Annotated in this window: 14 protein-coding genes; 13 read left to right on the top strand and 1 reads right to left on the bottom strand. The window is 33.3% G+C overall.

The features are described 5' to 3' along the window. The first annotated feature begins 9 nt into the window (after positions 1-9). Positions 10-1,386, top strand: coding sequence for an alanine/glycine:cation symporter family protein (locus ASC41_RS11430; protein WP_055436780.1), 1,377 nt, complete (start codon positions 10-12; stop codon positions 1,384-1,386). Here the strand turns inward: ASC41_RS11430 and ASC41_RS11435 are convergent. Next, entirely contained in the window at positions 1,383-2,303 is a 921-nt protein-coding gene (locus ASC41_RS11435) for an AraC family transcriptional regulator (protein WP_055436781.1), read from the bottom strand. The genes ASC41_RS11430 and ASC41_RS11435 overlap by 4 nt on opposite strands. 171 nt (positions 2,304-2,474) lie before the next feature. Between ASC41_RS11435 and ASC41_RS11440 the strand changes: the two genes are divergently transcribed. The 12 genes from ASC41_RS11440 to ASC41_RS17050 all read left to right on the top strand — a co-directional run bounded on the left by ASC41_RS11440 (position 2,475) and on the right by ASC41_RS17050 (position 18,080). Continuing rightward, a complete protein-coding gene (locus ASC41_RS11440) occupies positions 2,475-3,974 on the top strand; it encodes an aldehyde dehydrogenase family protein (RefSeq protein ID WP_055436782.1) in 1,500 nt (499 codons plus the stop codon). A 75-nt stretch (positions 3,975-4,049) separates the two neighbouring features. Then, entirely contained in the window at positions 4,050-4,403 is a 354-nt protein-coding gene (locus ASC41_RS11445) for a DUF779 domain-containing protein (RefSeq protein ID WP_055436783.1), read from the top strand. A gap of 162 nt (positions 4,404-4,565) precedes the next feature. Continuing rightward, on the top strand, positions 4,566-4,985 hold the full coding sequence (locus ASC41_RS11450) for a transposase-like zinc-binding domain-containing protein (protein ID WP_055436784.1): 420 nt from the start codon (positions 4,566-4,568) through the stop codon (positions 4,983-4,985). A gap of 106 nt (positions 4,986-5,091) precedes the next feature. Next, positions 5,092-6,339 carry a hypothetical protein gene (locus tag ASC41_RS11455; RefSeq protein WP_055436785.1) on the top strand — a complete coding sequence of 416 codons (1,248 nt, stop codon included), beginning with the start codon at positions 5,092-5,094 and terminating at the stop codon, positions 6,337-6,339. 11 nt (positions 6,340-6,350) lie between these two features. After that, entirely contained in the window at positions 6,351-6,611 is a 261-nt protein-coding gene (locus tag ASC41_RS11460; RefSeq protein WP_055436786.1) for a DUF4212 domain-containing protein, read from the top strand. Between the two features lie 30 nt (positions 6,612-6,641). Further along, positions 6,642-8,408 carry a sodium:solute symporter family protein gene (locus ASC41_RS11465; protein WP_055436787.1) on the top strand — a complete coding sequence of 589 codons (1,767 nt, stop codon included), beginning with the start codon at positions 6,642-6,644 and terminating at the stop codon, positions 8,406-8,408. Positions 8,409-8,762: 354 nt separating this feature from the next. Next, positions 8,763-11,453, top strand: a complete 2,691-nt coding sequence (locus ASC41_RS11470) for a sensor histidine kinase (RefSeq protein WP_055436788.1) — start codon at positions 8,763-8,765, stop codon at positions 11,451-11,453. 18 nt (positions 11,454-11,471) lie between these two features. Further along, entirely contained in the window at positions 11,472-11,807 is a 336-nt protein-coding gene (locus ASC41_RS11475) for a response regulator transcription factor (RefSeq protein WP_055436789.1), read from the top strand. A 100-nt stretch (positions 11,808-11,907) separates the two neighbouring features. Continuing rightward, on the top strand, positions 11,908-12,126 hold the full coding sequence (locus tag ASC41_RS16645) for a hypothetical protein (protein ID WP_055446294.1): 219 nt from the start codon (positions 11,908-11,910) through the stop codon (positions 12,124-12,126). A gap of 2 nt (positions 12,127-12,128) precedes the next feature. Then, on the top strand, positions 12,129-14,024 hold the full coding sequence (locus ASC41_RS11480; RefSeq protein ID WP_055436790.1) for an acetate--CoA ligase: 1,896 nt from the start codon (positions 12,129-12,131) through the stop codon (positions 14,022-14,024). A 61-nt stretch (positions 14,025-14,085) separates the two neighbouring features. Then, positions 14,086-15,993 (top strand): acetate--CoA ligase, encoded by a 1,908-nt coding sequence (gene acs, locus ASC41_RS11485; protein ID WP_055436791.1) that lies wholly within the window; start codon positions 14,086-14,088, stop codon positions 15,991-15,993. 377 nt (positions 15,994-16,370) lie between these two features. Beyond that, positions 16,371-18,080 carry a serine hydrolase gene (locus ASC41_RS17050; RefSeq protein WP_055436792.1) on the top strand — a complete coding sequence of 570 codons (1,710 nt, stop codon included), beginning with the start codon at positions 16,371-16,373 and terminating at the stop codon, positions 18,078-18,080. The last annotated feature ends 34 nt before the right edge of the window (positions 18,081-18,114 follow it).

The following is an 18,114-nucleotide window of genomic DNA, read 5'->3' on the forward strand; positions in this document are numbered from 1 at the left end:
TCAATTTACGTGTATAAATTAATAAACGATTTTATAGCGGATTTCGCCTCTTTTGTTTGGGGACTTCCATTACTTATTTTATTAATTGGAGGTGGTTTTTATCTACTTGTACTTTCTCGATTTTTACCATTTCGGTACTTAGGTCATGCCATACAAGTGCTTCGAGGTAAATTTGATAATCCTGAAGATTCAGGAGAAATAACTCATTTCCAAGCCTTAACAACAGCATTATCATCTACCATAGGTATGGGGAATATTGCAGGAGTTGCAGTTGCTATTTCTATTGGTGGACCAGGAGCTGTTTTTTGGATGTGGATTAGCGCAATCATTGGTATGTCTACAAAATTCTTCACCTCGAGTTTGGCAATTATGTATAGAGGTAAAGATAGTGAAGGTAAAACTCAAGGTGGACCAATGTATTTTATTACAGAAGGTCTTGGTAAGCATTGGAAACCGTTAGCTGTATTTTTTAGTCTTTGTGGTTTAATAGGAGCATTGCCAGTTTTTAACGTGAATCAATTAACACAAGCTATTAACGATATCGTTTTAAAACCAAATGGAATAGTAGTAAATTTTACTTCAAACTTAATAATAGGTATTGTTTTAGTAGTAATAACCTCTATAGTAATTCTTGGAGGTTTAAACCGAATTAGTAAAGTAGCCTCTAAGTTAGTGCCAAGTATGGTATTGCTTTATTTCGTACTAATCATGATTATTTTAGTCGCTAATGCGGAGGTTGTTCCGACCTATTTCAAGCTTATTTTTACAGATGCTTTTGCAGCAGAAAACTATAAAGGTGATGCTTTTTTAGGTGGTCTTTTAGGTGGATTAATAGTTTTAGGGGTTCGTAGAGGTGCTTTTTCTAACGAAGCCGGTATTGGTACAGCACCTTTAGCACATGGAGCAGCAAAAACTAACGAGCCTATTCGTGAAGGTTTAGTTGCAATGTTGGGTCCGGCAATAGATACATTAATTGTGTGTACATTAACCGCTTTAGCTATTTTAGTTACAGGAGTTTGGCAAACAACAGAAGCTAATGGAGTAAGTTTAACCGCAAATGCTTTTGGAGCGGCAATGCCAGTTTATGGTAGGTATTTATTATTACTTTGCATTGTGGTTTTTAGTGTATCTTCTTTATTCTCGTATGCTTATTATGGCGGAAAATGTTTGTCGTTTTTAATAGGAGATAAAAACAAGCATTATTATAATTACTTCTATATATTAAGCATCATTTTAGGAGCGACAACTTCGTTGGCCTTAATGATTAATTTAATAGATGGCATATTTGCACTAATGGCAATACCAACAATGACAGCAACATTAATTTTAGCACCAAGAGTTGTAAAAGAAGCGAAAGCTTATTTTAAGAGAATGAAAAATGCTTAAGCTCTATTAATAGACGCCTTAAATTGTTGAGGTGTCATTAGTTCCATTTTTTTAAATTGCCTGTTAAAGTAACTGGTATTATTAAAACCAGATTTAAATGCAATGTCCGACATTCTAAAATCTTTAGATTCTTTAATAAGCTTTTTCGAAAACTTAATCTTTTCAGAATTTATGTAATCAATAGGAGAGATTCCTAAAGTATTTTTAAACTGTTTATGAAAATGAGACGTACTCATGTAAGCCTTTTTTGCTAGTAAGTCTACGCTAATATCTTTATTAGTTAAGTTCTCTTTAATAAACTTTATAACGGTGCCTATTCTTGTATCGTTAAAAATTTGATTCGGATCGTTTATAATTAAGGACTTTGCTTTGGTTTGTAACAATCTAATAATCAATTCTTGTATCATTAAATCTAAGAGTACATCTTTAGATTTATTATTGTTTGTAAAGGTGTAGGTTAGGCGTTCAATTAAATGATTAACATCTATATTATTTATTAAATGCGAAGCGGTTTCATCTAAATTCCAATCTTTATTCTCATTTTCAATGGCAACTTGTTGATTGAATTTTTCAACAACCTCATCAATTTTAAAAGCATCAATACCTAATGCTAAACATTGTGTCGGACTCTCTTTTGTGGCTAAAGGAAAATCGATAACCATTTCCTTATTGGTTGGCATAACTACAGATTCACCTGGAAAAAAATCGAAAGCTTCAAAACCATCAATGTGCATCGTTTTCTTTCCGGTAAGCATACTTGCTATAATTGGAAAATTAAAGGTCAACGATACTTTTTCCGCATAAGCGTGAGTTTCAAAAATATTAAGTTCAGCATAATCAGCGCTATAAGTCGTTCTGTTTTCTACCAAAGTGGTTAGTTTTCTATGGTTTTTATGATGATTTAATAGCGATTCCATACTTAATGTTAAATTTTTTTGTTAACAAATCTGTTAATAATAGATATGTTCACAATTATGATATATACGTTCAAGATAATTAGGATATGATAAAATAACTTTATCAAAAATAAAGATAATATATTTTTTACATAAAAAAATTATCTAATTAATAATTTAACACGATTTTATATGAGTTATTCTAAACCAGTATTTAAAGAGAAATATGGCAATTTTATAAACGGAAAATTTGTAGAACCCATAGGTGGACAATATTTCGAAAATACGTCTCCAATCGATAATAGTTTAATAGCTAAATATCCGCGTTCTCAAAAAGAAGATGTAGAGATGGCTTTAGGCGCAGCAAATGCAGCAAAAGAAGCTTGGGGAAATACCTCAGCAACAGAAAGAGCAACGTTATTAAATAAAGTAGCAGATATTATTGAAGCTAATTTAGAGGAATTTGCTATTATGGAAACTTGCGATAACGGAAAACCTATTCGCGAAACATTAAATGCAGATATTCCTTTAGCTGTAGATCATTGGCGTTACTTTGCAGCTTGTATTCGTTCGGAAGAAGGAAGCGCAGCAGAGCTAGACCAAAATACATTATCCTTAAATATAAAAGAACCATTAGGTGTTATTGGTCAGATTATTCCATGGAATTTTCCACTTTTAATGTTATCATGGAAATTACCTCCAGCTTTAGTTACTGGTAACTGTGTGGTTTTAAAACCTGCAGAACAAACGCCATCTACAGCAACTTTATTAATGGAGAAAATTGCTGAAGTCTTTCCTCCAGGAGTTATAAATATTGTACACGGTTTTGGTCCAGAAGCAGGAAAGCCATTAGCATCAAGTTCTAAGGTCGATAAAGTAGCGTTTACTGGTGAAACCACAACAGGTCAGTTAATCATGCAATACGCGTCTAAAAACTTAAATCCTGTAACGATGGAACTAGGTGGTAAATCGCCTAATGTATTCTTTAATTCGGTTATGGATCATGACGATGCTTATTTAGACAAAGCCGTTGAAGGTGCTGTTTTATTTGCATTTAATCAAGGTGAAGTGTGTACTGCTCCTTCTAGAATTTTGGTTCAAGAAGATATTTATGATGCTTTTATGAAACGTGTTGTAGAAAGAACCAATGCAATAATTCAAGACAATCCATACAATGCAAATACAATGGTTGGTGCGCAAGCGTCTAAAGATCAATACGAAAAAATACAGTCCTATATAGAAATAGGAAAAGAGGAAGGTGCAAAAGTACTGGCAGGAGGTTCTGCTAATAAATTAGAAGGTAATCTAGCAAACGGATTCTATATTAAGCCAACAATACTTGAAGGTCATAATAAAATGAGAGTGTTCCAAGAAGAAATTTTCGGACCAGTAGTTTGTGTGACTAAATTTAAAGACGAAGCTGAAGCTTTAGAAATTGCTAACGATACACTTTACGGACTAGGAGCTGGTGTTTGGACGCGAGACGCACACCAACTATACCAAATACCAAGAGCTATAAAAGCAGGTCGTGTTTGGGTAAATTGCTATCATGCTTATCCTGCACATGCGCCTTTTGGAGGTTATAAAAAATCTGGATTTGGTAGAGAAAACCATGTGATGATGCTTAATTACTATCGTCAAACTAAAAACATGCTAATTTCTTACGATAAAAATAAATTAGGTTTCTTTTAATAGAAGTTGAATAGCGAGAAGAGCTGGATTACAACTTGTAGTTCAGCTTTTTTTTAATAAATTTAAATCAATAGTATGGAAAGAGTAGCAATTACAGAAGCGGCAACGAAGGTTTTAGAGCAGTTAAAAGTAAAACATGGCGATTTAATTTTTCATCAAAGTGGAGGCTGTTGCGATGGTTCTGCACCTATGGTTTTCGAAAAAGGAGATATGTATTTAGATGAAAGCGATATTCTTTTGGGAACTTTGAATGATGTCAATTTTTATATGAATCAAGATCAATTCGAATATTGGAAACACACACATTTAACAGTAGATGTAACCGAAGGGCGAGGTGCTAGTTTCTCTTTAGAGATTCCGCTAGGTCTTCGTTTCTTAATTCATTCACGATTATTAACTAAAGAAGAAGAGTCTTTTTTTAATGGTTAACACTTATATGTAACTAGCTATATTTTCATTTTAATAATATAAGCTCTAAAAATTAAGTATAATCTTAGTTTTAGAGCTTTTTTTATTGCTAATTCTTAAGTTTTTAACAATATGCTTTTATTTATATTGCTAAATTGATATATTTATGCTAAATTAATATATATGACAGTAGATTTATGTCCAAATTGTGGGTCAGACCATTACATTAAAAGCGGAATTGTCAATAATAGACAGCGTTATAAGTGTAAAAAATGCAACTATTTCTTCTCTGTAAATAAGATAGGAAAGAAGATAGACGACTACTACGTTAACAAATCGTTACAATTATATTTAGAAGGCTTAACGTATCGAGAAATTGAACGCATTTTAGGTATTTCTCACGTTAGTATCATGAATTGGGTGAAAAAGTATAATATTAAACGACCTTATAACTCAAATTACCATCCTACTTACAAGATTTTAAATGCTTCAGAATTAGCAATTTATTTTAGTAATTCTGAAAACATAAAAGGAGCAGGTGTTGTTGTTACAGAGTTAGGAGATAAATTCATGTTAATTAAATGGGAGCGTTTTAAAGATTAGTATATTAAATTAACATAAAAATATATTAATTTTTTGTTAACACATTGTTTTTAAGAGCTTAGTAGTGCACACAAAACTAATTAAGTACTAATTAATCCTTTAAACAATGAGAAAACAAACCCTTTTATTGGCCGGACTCTTTTTAATGTCCTTTCAATTTATGACCGCTCAAGGCTCTCCAGATTACGATGGTGGTCTTAAGTTTAAATTTAACGAAGATGGATCTAAATATCTTCGGCTTATTTCTTGGGCGCAAGTTCAAGCCAATTACAATACAGACGATACTTTTGATGCCAACGGAAACGAAAACAGTAAATTAAATTTTAATTTACGTCGTGCTCGTATATTAATGTTTGCACAAATTAATAAAGACTTTTTAATTGTAACACATTTCGGATTAAACAGCTTAACAAGTTCTACACTTAGTCCAACAGGAAAAGGAGATGGCTCACAACTCTTTTTTCATGATGTTTGGGCACAATACAATTTAGGTAAAGACCACACAGTTGGTGGTGGTTTGCATTACTTTAATGGTATTTCTAGATTAAACAATCAAAGTACGCTTAACATGATGACGTTAGATAATAATCGTCAATCTTGGGCAACTATTGGCTTGTCCGATCAATTTGCACGTCATTTAGGTGTTTTTGCAAAAGGTAAATTCGATAAATTGCAATATCGTGTTGCTATTAATGATGCATCAGTTTCAACTTTAGATGCTCGAACTGCTGTTGCAGGTGGAGATGCTGTCTATAATGGTCGCGCAACTTTAGGTTCTAAAGATGCTGGTAAAACTTACGCAGGTTATTTCGATTATAATTTCTTAGATCAAGAATCTAACTTTCTGCCTTATAAAGTAGGTAGTTATTTAGGTGGAAAAAAAATATTTAATGTAGGAGCAGGTTTCTTTTTACATCCTAAAGGATCTGTAATAGATTCTGGTACTGCTTTAACGCCAAATTTGGAAGGTGAAGACGTATCAATATTTGCAGTAGATGCATTTTATGATGCTCCAATTGGAGAAGAAGGAAGTGCAATTACCGCGTATGCTGTATACCAAAATAGTGATTATGGTAAAGACTATTTATACAGTGCTTATGGAACAGGAAGTATGGTTTATGGTCATGTAGGTTACGTTTTTAAAGGCGATAAAACCAAAACAAGATACCAACCTTATGTTAGTTACGGCACGCATAGTTATGATGCTGTAGGAGACGATAGATCTACTTTAGGCATTGGTGTAAATGCTTATATGAGTGGACACAATTCAAAATTAACTTTAGAATATAAAAATCAAGAATTTGGAGCTTTAGATTCGAATACTATTTCGCTTCAAGCCATGATATACCTATAAAACGAACAACTATGAGTGAAAAACAAAAAAACGCTTCGGCGTATTGGAAAGAGAACATAAAGTATTTAGCAATATTACTTGTTATATGGTTTGTTGTATCCTTTGGGTGTGGCATTCTCTTTAGAGAAGAATTAAATCAAATTAGACTTGGTGGTTTTAAACTAGGTTTCTGGTTTGCCCAACAAGGCTCTATATATGTATTCGTAATATTAATATTCGTGTATGTAAGATTAATGAACAAACTAGATAAAAAATACGGTTACGACGAGTAGTCTAACTAATAACTTAAAAACAATAATATTATGAGTGTACAATTTTGGACATGGTTATTAGTAGGAATTACTTTTGCCTTATATTTTGGAATAGCAATTTGGGCAAGAGCAGGCTCAACAAAAGAGTTTTATGTTGCAGGTGGAGGTGTTTCTCCTTTAGCAAATGGTATGGCTACTGCAGCTGATTGGATGAGTGCAGCCTCCTTTATAAGTATGGCAGGAATTATTTCCTTTTCAGGATATGATGGTTCTGTTTACTTAATGGGTTGGACTGGTGGATACGTGCTTTTAGCGTTACTTTTAGCACCATATTTACGTAAGTTTGGAAAGTTTACAGTGCCAGATTTTATTGGTGATAGATATTACTCTAACACCGCAAGAACAGTAGCAGTAATTTGCGCATTAATTGTATCGTTTACTTACGTTGCAGGTCAAATGCGTGGTGTTGGTATTGTATTTTCACAATTCTTACAAGTCGATATTAACATAGGTGTAATTATCGGGATGACAGTTGTTTTAACCTTCGCACTTTTAGGAGGTATGAAAGGGATTACATACACACAAGTAGCACAATATTGTGTATTAATTTTTGCTTTTATGGTACCTGCATTCTTTATTTCTATGCAAATGACAGGAAACATTATTCCACAATTAGGAATGGGAGGAACCGTTGAAGGTGGTGAGTTTTTATTAGATAAATTAGATAAGTTACATGTAGAACTTGGTTTTAACGAATACACAAGCGGAACAAAATCTACTTGGGATGTTTTTGCAATTACCTTAGCATTAATGACAGGTACAGCAGGATTACCACACGTAATTGTACGTTTCTTTACAGTGCCTAAAGTAAAAGATGCACGTAAATCTGCAGGTTATGCATTATTTTTAATTGCCATTCTTTATACAACAGCACCTGCAATTGCAGTGTTTTCAAGAACAAATTTAATAGAAACGGTTAGTAATAAAGAGTATAAAGAAATTCCAGAATGGTTTAAAAACTGGGAGAATACAGGATTAATTGCTTGGTCTGATAAAAATGGAGATGGAAAAATTCAATATGTAGCTGGTAATTCGTTATCAGGTAAAAAACCAGAATATACAGAAGCGAGAGGAGCAAACGGAGAACGTATAGTTTCTAATCCAAGTAATGCTGAAAACGAATTATATGTCGATAGAGATATTATGGTATTAGCAAATCCTGAGATTGCCAACTTACCAAATTGGGTGATTGGATTAGTAGCAGCAGGTGGATTGGCAGCAGCATTATCAACTGCAGCAGGATTATTATTAGTAATCTCAACGTCGGTCTCTCACGATTTAGTTAAAAAACAATTAAAGCCAGATATTTCAGATAAAGATGAATTAAAAGTAGCAAGAATAGCAATTTTTGTAGCTATCTTAATTGCAGGATATTTTGGTATTAATCCGCCAGGATTTGTAGCTGCAGTCGTCGCGCTCGCCTTTGGTCTCGCAGCAGCCTCCTTTTTTCCGGCCATTATTTTAGGAATATTCGATAAGCGAATGAATAGCCAAGGTGCCATTTCAGGAATGGTTGTAGGTATCGTTTTAATGCTATTCTATATGATGAAATTCAAACTAGACATGTTTGGTGGTGGTACAAGTGAAGATTGGTGGTTTGGTACGTCTCCCGAAGGATTTGGTACCATTGCAATGACGGTAAACATTGTAATATCATTAATAGTATCACGTATGACGCCTGAGCCACCGCAAGATGTACAAGATATGGTTGAAAGTATTAGAATACCTTCAGGAGCAGGTGAGGCTCAAGACCATTAAAGTATTGAGTTCTGTCTGAATATTTTTCAGCGAAAGCTAAAGAATATTGAACTTAATTTAAATTTAGTTAGTTAGCAAATCAGCATTACATTTTGTAGTGCTGATTTTCTTATATTAGTAAAGTTATTATTTTTTCGCTTTCGCGGAAAAGAAAACCAATCATCCAAATGAAAAAACGGCACGAACAAAAGCTAGTGGTATTATCGATAGCATTATGTTTAATTTTTAATATACCATTCATTCTTATTTTTAATTTTGAAGGTGCTGTTTATGGTATTCCTACGTTATACTTTTCTATATTTTCAATTTGGTTGCTATCTATTGTTATTTCATACATAGTTTTAAAACGCCATTATGAATAACTACGCATTAATAATTATAATTGTTATCTATTTAGCAGTCTTGTTTTACATTGCTTTTTTAGGTGAAAAAAAACGACAAAGTAAATGGGTTAACAATCCATACGTTTACACTTTGTCTTTAGCAGTGTATTGTTCTGCTTGGACCTATTATGGTAGTGTTGGTATTGCCGCAAATTCGGGTATTAACTTTTTAACAATCTATTTAGGGCCAGTTATAGCAGCACCTTTGTGGATTGTTGTACTTCGGAAAATTATCAGAATTTCCAAACAACATAAAATTTCATCTATTGCCGATTTTATTTCATTACGTTATGGTAACAATAGGTTTTTAGGAGCATTAGTGACTTTAATTTGCTTGTTCGGAACCTTGCCATACATTTCGTTGCAATTAAAAGCAGTGTCAGAAACGTTCGAAATCATGTCCGACGATACTAGTTATGTATCTACAACTGTAATTGACGATTCTACATTTTACGTCGCTTTATTATTAGCAATATTCGCTACTTTTTTTGGCACGCAAAATACAGATGCTTCCGAAAAACACAAAGGCATCATTGCTACTGTAGCATTCGAGTCGGTTTTAAAACTCGTATTCTTTTTAGCCATTGGTATTTATGTTACTTTTTACCTATTTGATGGTACTACAGATATTTACAATCAGATTTCAAATACAGAAAACTTTAAAGAACTCACTACGCTTAGTGGTGTAGAGGACGGTTTTAACTGGTTTTTCTTAATAGGGTTGTCTTTTATGGCTATATTTTTATTGCCGAGACAATTTCAAGTTTCTGTTTTAGAAAACAATAGAGAGAAACATCTTAAAAAGGCTATTTGGTTGTTTCCCTTGTATCTATTACTCTTTAATCTGTTTGTTATATTTATTGCTTGGGCAGGAAAACTAACTTTTGGATCCACACAAAATGCAGAATACTACTCATTGTTGTTGCCTCTCGAAAACGGGAATTCTTTTTTAGCCACACTCGTTTTTTTAGGTGGGTTTTCGGCAGTAATATCAATGGTTATTGTATCTACATTGGCATTATCAACTATGGTAAGTAACAACTTAATTATACCTTATGGTTTTCTTGATAAATTTATAAAAAACCAACCAGAGCGAAATTCCAAATACATTAAGAATATTCGTCGTATTTCTATTTTTACCATAATTATTACAGCGTATTTCTTTTATGTAATATTTTCAAAGGAGTTATCGTTGTATTCTATTGGCTTAATCTCGTTTGTTATTATTTCGCAATTGGCACCTTCTTTTTTTATTGGCTTGTACTGGAATCGAGGGTCTTCAAAAGCAGCAATTATAGGTATACTTATAGGTTTTTTTATAGCTATATATACTTTGGTATTACCATTTACATTACAAGCGTACACAGGTACGGACGATTTTACGCAGTATGGCTTGTTCGGTATTTCAGCTTTAAAACCTTATGCATTATTTGGTGTCGATTTTTTAAGTCCGCCAGCACATGCGTTTTTCTGGAGTATGACGTTTAATATTATGAGTTATTTAGTGTTTTCATTAATGTCTAAAGGAAATTATAGAGAACGTAATTATGCCGAAATGTTTGTAGATAATCAAAATTTCACTAAACTTCAAGACAGTGCATTTGTTTGGAAAGGTGAAGCGTATGTTACAGATATTAAAAATGTTTTAATTCGATTTTTAGGTGAAAAAAAAGCAACCAGAGCCTTAAGAATTTTCTTCACTAAATATAAGCTACCTCAAGATACACAATTGGCAGATGCACGATTAATTAATTTTTCTGAAACACTGTTAACTGGTAGTATTGGTTCGGCTTCAGCTAAAATATTAATTGCAAGTGTGGTAAAAGAAGAGCAAATTAGCTTAGTAGAAGTGTTGAAGATTTTAGAAGAATCTAAGGAAAACATCATCAGTAATAAAGTACTTTTAGATAAGTCTAATGAATTGTCTTTGCTATCTTCAAAACTTAAAGATGCCAATGAAGAATTAATAAGTAAAGACAAGCAAAAAGATGAGTTTTTAGATACTGTAGCGCACGAACTTAAAACACCAATTACAGGTATTAGAGCTGCAACAGAGTTGTTAATGGATGAAGACGATGATATGCCGAAAGAGATAAAGGCACAATTTTTAAAAAACATCCTTCAAGATTCCGATCGTTTGGGACGATTAATACATAATATTCTAGATTTCGAAAAACTTGAAACTGGACGTTTGCATTTAGATATGCAATATCAAGACATTCAAAAAACTATTGCTAAAGCTATTGGTAGTATTTATCAAATTGCTGTAAAAAAAGAAGTGAAAATTGTAAATAAGAATGTGCACAGTTTTAAAACCAATTATGACGAAGATCGTATTCTTCAAGTGTTTACCAATTTATTATCCAATGCAATTAAATTTTGTCCATCAAAAACAGGAGTCATACAAGTAGATTATAAATTAGGAAACGAGTTGCTTGAAATATCGGTAACCGATAACGGTAAAGGGATTCCCGAAGAAGATCATGATTATATTTTCGATAAATTTTACCAATCAAAACATCAAAATACTATTAAGCCACAAGGCAGTGGACTAGGTTTAGCAATCACAAAACAAATAGTAGAAAAGCATAACGGAAAAATTTGGGCAAAAAAAGACGTTAAAAAAGGCGCAACGCTTGTTTTTACCATACCTTTTAAGTAAATTGTTGTCATATAAAGTATGAAGAAGAAAATTTTAATTGTTGACGACGAGCCCAATATTGTAATGTCGTTAGAATACGCTTTCAAAAAACAAGATTTTGAAGTGTTTATTGCAAGAGATGGAAGTGAAGCTTTAGAGATTTTAAAACATCATATTCCTAATGTTATTTTGTTAGATGTTATGATGCCAAATGTAGATGGGTATCAAACCTTAACACACATTAAAAATACAGACAGCTTAAAAGAGACCAAAGTGGTGTTTTTAACAGCTAAAAATAAAGCTTCAGATATTGAAAAAGGTTTAAAACTTGGAGCAGATAAGTATTTAACAAAACCTTTTTCTATAAAAAAATAGTTTCAGAAATATTGGAACTAGTGACTTAGAAATAATTTTTGAGTTTTATTAAAATTGGTTTTGTGTGCAAACAAACTAAGTTTAATTAAAGTTTAAAGACATGAAATTTCACATCAACCCATTAGCGTCAGATATTATTATAAGTATTTATGTAATAGTAACGCTTTATTTAAGGTTAAAATTTGAAAATAACACAAACGCAAGCCCTATACTTTCTATAGTTTTGGGTATCTGTTTTGTGGTTATTATTTGGGTACTTATCAAACTCAAAATACTTAATCCTAACTGGTTTGGCTTATTTAATTCTAAAAAAGCTTAACTATGTATTATCAAGAATTTTATAAAAAAAGTATTGAGCAGCCAGTGCTTTTTTGGCAAGAACAAGCGATGCAATTGGATTGGTTTAAAGCACCAAAAGGCATATTATCTAAAGATAAATATGAGTACGATCAATGGTTTCAAGATGGGCAACTTAACCTAAGTTATCTGTGTATAGACAAGCACATAAAAGATGGTTTTGGAGAACAGAATGCTATTATTTACGATTCGCCAGTTACCAATGCAAAAGAGCATATTACCTTTAATAAATTACACCACGAAGTATCAAAATTAGCAGGTGGATTACAAGGTTTAGGACTGCAAAAAGGAGACACGTGTATTATTTATATGCCTATGATTCCGCAAGCATTATATGCTATGTTAGCCTGTGCTAGAATAGGTGTAATACATTCGGTGGTATTTGGTGGTTTTGCACCACATGAGTTGGCAATTAGAATAGACGATTGTAAGCCAAAAGCAATAATTACTGCATCTAACGGAATTGAAATAGAGAAAATTATTCCTTACAAACCCTTTGTAGATCAGGCTATTGTTAAAGCTAAAAATAAGCCAGAATATGTTATTGTTTTCGACCGACAATTAGGTGTTGAAATTCCGAAGAAAAACTACGACGTAAATTACACTACTTTAGTAGAAGATTCTCCTTCAATTGAAGCTATTTCAATAGAATCCACTCATCCGTCATATATATTATATACTTCAGGAACCACAGGAACTCCCAAAGGTATAATTAGAGATACAGGTGGTTATGCCACTGCTTTAAAATTCTCTATGAAATACATTTATGGCGTAAATGAAGGCGAAACGTTTTGGGCAGCAAGTGATGTTGGTTGGGTTGTAGGTCATAGTTTTATTACATATGGACCCTTAATAAATAGAAACACAACTATTCTATTTGAAGGAAAACCGATTAAGACACCAGATGCATCTACTTTTTGGCGTGTTATTAGTGAGCATAATGTAAAAGCAATGTTTACAGCACCCACAGCAATTAGAGCAATAAAAAAAGAAGATCCAAATGGAAACATGATTAAACGTTTCGATTTGTCTTGCTTTAAAAATTTGTTTTTAGCCGGAGAACGTTGTGATGTCGCGACGCTAAGTTGGACAGAAGAAAAACTAAAAGTTCCAGTAATAGACCATTGGTGGCAAACGGAAAGTGGTTGGCCAATGATTTGCAATATGGTTGGTGTAGGATTGCAAGAAGTAAAACCAGGTTCTGCAGGCTTACCTGTTTCTGGTTACGATATTAGAATATTAAACGAAGAAGGCGAAGAAGTAGAATCTTCGGTTGAAGGTTACGTTGTAATAAAACTGCCGTTACCACCAGGAACATTAAGTAACCTTTGGGGAAATCCGGAACGTTTTAAATCTGGTTATTTAGACCGTTTTCCAGGTTATTATTTCTCTGGAGATGGCGGTTATAAAGACGAAGATGGATATGTGTTTATTACAGGTAGAGTAGACGATATTATTAACGTTGCAGGACACCGTTTATCTACTGCCGAAATGGAAGAAATTGTAGCCTCACACCAATCTGTTGCAGAATGTGCCGTATTTGGTGTGCATTGCGAACTTAAAGGTCAAAAACCTTTGGGATTAGTCGTTTTAAAAACCGAAGAGTCTTCTGGAAACCATACCATTCAGAAAGAAATTATACAAGATGTACGACGAGAAATTGGAGCAGTAGCCTCATTTAGAGAGGTGTTAGTCGTTAACCGATTACCAAAGACACGAAGCGGGAAAATTCTTCGTAAATTGTTGCGTAATATCGCAGACGAGCAGCAGTATAATATACCATCAACAATAGATGATGTTGCAATAATAGACGAAATAAAATCAGTATATCAAGCCCATAGTATTGGGATTCATAAATAAAACAAATAATTTTGAGTACTTACATAGTCTAAGTATTCAAACAAATCTTAACTAATACATTATGAGTAATTATCACATAAAACACTTAGAAGAATACTACCAAGTTTACCGTAAATCCGTCAGAAATCCAGAAAGTTTTTGGGAAGAAATTGCCGAAGAACATTTTATGTGGCGTAAAAAATGGGACAACGTATTAAGTTGGGATTTTTCTAAACCAGAAGTCAAATGGTTTGAAGGTGCAAAGTTAAACATCACAGAAAACTGTATAGACAGGCATTTATATACAAGAGGAGATAAAACAGCAATTATTTTTGAACCAAATAGTCCAGACGAAGCGGCGCTTCATATTACATATCGAGAATTGCACGAACGCGTGTGCCGATTTGCTAACGTACTTAAAGAACAAGGAGTTGGTAAAGGAGATCGTGTTTGTATTTATTTACCAATGATTCCTGAATTAGCAGTCTCTGTCTTAGCCTGTGCACGTATTGGAGCAATACATTCTGTAGTATTTGCAGGATTTTCTTCAACAGCATTAGGAACAAGAATTAACGATAGCGATTGTAAATTAGTAATTACAAGTGATGGTTCTTATCGTGGTGCGAAAACAATCGATTTAAAAGGGATTGTAGACGAGGCTTTAGAAGAGTGTCCAAACGTAAATACTGTTTTGGTAGCAAAACGTATTAATTCAGATATAAGCATGCAAGAAGGACGTGACAAATGGTTACAACCTTTATTGGATGAAGCTTATCACGATTGTGTACCAGAAATTATGGATGCAGAAGATCCTTTGTTTATTCTATATACTTCAGGATCTACTGGGAAACCAAAAGGAATGGTGCATACCACTGCAGGTTACATGGTATACACAGCATATACGTTTAAAAACGTGTTTCAATATAGAGAACAAGATGTGTATTGGTGTACTGCAGATATAGGGTGGATTACTGGGCATAGTTACATCGTATACGGTCCGCTTTGTAATGGAGCAACAACGGTTATGTTTGAAGGTGTACCAAGTTATCCAGATTTTGGACGCTTCTGGGAGATTGTAGAAAAACATAAAGTCAACCAATTTTATACAGCACCAACAGCCATTAGAGCTTTGGCAAAAGAAGGAGTAGAGCATTTAGAAAAGCACGATTTATCATCCCTAAAAGTATTAGGTACCGTGGGAGAACCAATAAACGAGGAAGCATGGCATTGGTACGATGATAATGTTGGTAAGAAAAAAGCACCAATTGTAGATACTTGGTGGCAAACCGAAACTGGAGGGATTATGATAACGCCAATAGCCTTCGCAACACCAACAAAACCAACCTATGCAACACTACCATTTATTGGTATTCAGCCCGCATTAATGGACGAGCATGGAAACGAAATTAAAGGAAATCAGGTCGATGGACGTTTATGTATCAAGTTTCCTTGGCCAAGTATGGCTAGAACCATTTGGGGAAATCACCAACGTTATAAAGACACCTATTTCTCTGCGTATGAAAATAAATACTTTACTGGAGATGGTGCATTAAGAGATGAGGTTGGCTATTATAGAATTACAGGAAGAGTAGACGATGTCATCATTGTATCTGGTCATAACTTAGGTACCGCACCAATAGAAGATGCCGTTAACGAGCATCCAGCAGTAGCAGAAAGTGCAATTGTAGGTTTTCCTCACGATATTAAAGGAAACGCGCTATACGCTTACGTTACTTTAAAAGAAACAGGAGAAAGTAGAAAACACGATAACCTTCGTAAGGAAATTAATCAGTTAATTACAGAGCAAATAGGACCTATCGCGAAGTTAGATAAAATCCAATTTACAGACGGATTACCAAAAACACGAAGCGGTAAAATTATGCGTCGTATTTTACGTAAAATCGCTAGTAATGAAACCGATAATTTAGGAGACACAAGTACATTGCTAAATCCAGAATGTGTGCAAGATATTATGGATAATGTATTATAATGTCATTGCGAGAAGGCACGACGAAGTAATATTAAAAAATAATTTATAAAACTATTATTTGGGCATTACACTTTTTCGCTAAAGCTACAAAGTGTCGGGCTTTCCGTTATATCTTTTGCAGAAAAAGCAAAAGGATGCCACTGCAATCCCTAATGCAAAACGAAAAAACGCAACCTTTTTAGGTTGCGTTTTTTCGTTACACTATTTAGTAATGTAACATAAACCAATAGTATGCGTCTTATTATTAAGTACTAGTTAGTAACTCACATTCTTTACCAAGTTAATACCAATTGTAAATTGGTTGTTAGTCGCATTAAATAAATAAGTAAAGTATTTCTAACTAACTTTGTTATAACAGCATTCAAAACCAATCAAAAATGAAAAAACTACTATTCATTGCATTAACCTTACTATTAAGTTTTCAAGTTAAAGCACAAGATTCCAAAATTCCAACCGAAGTAAAAGAGTACATACAATCTAGAGTAGAAAACCAAATAAATGTTGGTATCGTTGTAGGTTATATAAATGGAGATACTGTAAATTATTACAGTTTTGGTAACACTGCGATAGAGAACGGTACACCTGTAAATAAAGAATCTGTTTTCGAGATTGGTTCAATTTCAAAAACATTTACTGCAACACTTTTAGCCTTAAAAGTTAATAGTGGAGAAATGAGTTTAGACGATCCTATTTCTAAGTATTTGCCTAAAACAGTAAAAGTACCAACGCGAAACGGAAAGGAAATTACCTTAAAACATTTAGCAACACATACATCTGCTTTACCAAGAATGCCAGATAATTGGTCGCCAGCAAACGATAAAAATCCTTTTCAAGATTATACTTACGAGAATCTATATAGCTTTATTTCTAATTACAAATTAACAAGAGATATTGGAGCTGAGAAAGAATATTCTAACGTAGGAATGGGTTTACTTGGTCATATTCTGGAATTGCAAAGCGGTAAAACATACGAAGAATTAGTAATAGAGAATATTGCTAAACCATTGCAAATGGACGATACAAGATTAGTATTAACCCAAACAATGAAAAACCAATTAGCAAAAGGGCACGACGGACTTAGTGAAACCGAAAATTGGGATATTATTACACTTGGTGGAGCAGGAGGCATACGTTCTACAGTTAGCGATATGGTAAAATACATTCAAGCAAATATTAACGCAAACACTATAGATTCAGAATTACATAATGCAATGGCATTGGCTCATAAATCAGCATTTAAAAGTGAAGAGCAAAACGCAGAAATGGCATTAGCTTGGCACATAGAAAATGGATCGTTTTTAATGCATAATGGAGCAACAGGTGGTTATTGCGCAATGTCTGCAATAGATAAAGCATCAAAAAGAGGCGTTGTTGTTTTAACTAATAGTAACGAAAACGTAGATGCTATTGCTATAAAATTAATGGTACCTTCTTATCCTTTAAAACCTATTAAACCATCTATTGCTAAAGTGTTAGCAAAAGAAATAAAAGTAAATGGTATTACTAAAGCTATTGCTTTTTACAAAGAAGCTAAAACCAAACAAGCAAATAATTATAATTTTGAAGTTGAAGAATTAAATACTTTAGGTTATCAATTATTAGCCGAAGATAAAAAGGACATTGCATTAGAAATTTTCAAACTAAATGTTGCAGAGTTTCCAGAAGCATCAAATCCTTACGATTCTTTAGCAGAGGCTTATTTAGAAAATGGAGAACAAGAATTAGCAATAGAAAATTATAAGAAATCTTTAGATTTAAATCCTGCAAACGATAATGCTCGCGATGTTTTAAAAAGCTTAAAGGTCGATATAAAAGAAGTAACAGTATCTAAAGAAATGTTAGAAAGTTACACTGGTAAATACCAGCTAGCACCAACATTTGCTATTACAATTACAACAAAAGAAGGGCGTTTGTTTTTACAAGCAACAGGACAACCTCAATTCGAAATTTTCCCTTCAGATTATAATATCTTTTTCTTAAAAGTTGTAGAAGCAAGAGTAGAGTTTAATGCGAACTCTAAAGGCAAGATAGATAGTATGACTTTGTTTCAAAACGGACAAGTATTACCTGGAAAACGAGTAGAATAGTTAAAATATATCGCGATATTTGCAATGGATAAGC

Source organism: Lacinutrix algicola (genome assembly GCF_001418085.1).
Lineage (GTDB): Bacteria > Bacteroidota > Bacteroidia > Flavobacteriales > Flavobacteriaceae > Lacinutrix > Lacinutrix algicola.

Bases quoted from the DNA above. Each gene is read 5' to 3' on its own strand.
- acs (WP_055436791.1), top strand. From the start codon at position 14,086: ATGAGTAATTATCACATAAAACACTTAGAAGAATACTACCAAGTTTAC.
- ASC41_RS11465 (WP_055436787.1), top strand. From the start codon at position 6,642: ATGAGTGTACAATTTTGGACATGGTTATTAGTAGGAATTACTTTTGCC.
- ASC41_RS11480 (WP_055436790.1), top strand. From the start codon at position 12,129: ATGTATTATCAAGAATTTTATAAAAAAAGTATTGAGCAGCCAGTGCTT.
- ASC41_RS17050 (WP_055436792.1), top strand. From the start codon at position 16,371: ATGAAAAAACTACTATTCATTGCATTAACCTTACTATTAAGTTTTCAA.
- ASC41_RS11440 (WP_055436782.1), top strand. From the start codon at position 2,475: ATGAGTTATTCTAAACCAGTATTTAAAGAGAAATATGGCAATTTTATA.
- ASC41_RS11475 (WP_055436789.1), top strand. From the start codon at position 11,472: ATGAAGAAGAAAATTTTAATTGTTGACGACGAGCCCAATATTGTAATG.
- ASC41_RS11460 (WP_055436786.1), top strand. From the start codon at position 6,351: ATGAGTGAAAAACAAAAAAACGCTTCGGCGTATTGGAAAGAGAACATA.
- ASC41_RS11435 (WP_055436781.1), bottom strand. From the start codon at position 2,303: ATGGAATCGCTATTAAATCATCATAAAAACCATAGAAAACTAACCACT.
- ASC41_RS11470 (WP_055436788.1), top strand. From the start codon at position 8,763: ATGAATAACTACGCATTAATAATTATAATTGTTATCTATTTAGCAGTC.
- ASC41_RS11450 (WP_055436784.1), top strand. From the start codon at position 4,566: ATGACAGTAGATTTATGTCCAAATTGTGGGTCAGACCATTACATTAAA.
- ASC41_RS16645 (WP_055446294.1), top strand. From the start codon at position 11,908: ATGAAATTTCACATCAACCCATTAGCGTCAGATATTATTATAAGTATT.
- ASC41_RS11445 (WP_055436783.1), top strand. From the start codon at position 4,050: ATGGAAAGAGTAGCAATTACAGAAGCGGCAACGAAGGTTTTAGAGCAG.
- ASC41_RS11455 (WP_055436785.1), top strand. From the start codon at position 5,092: ATGAGAAAACAAACCCTTTTATTGGCCGGACTCTTTTTAATGTCCTTT.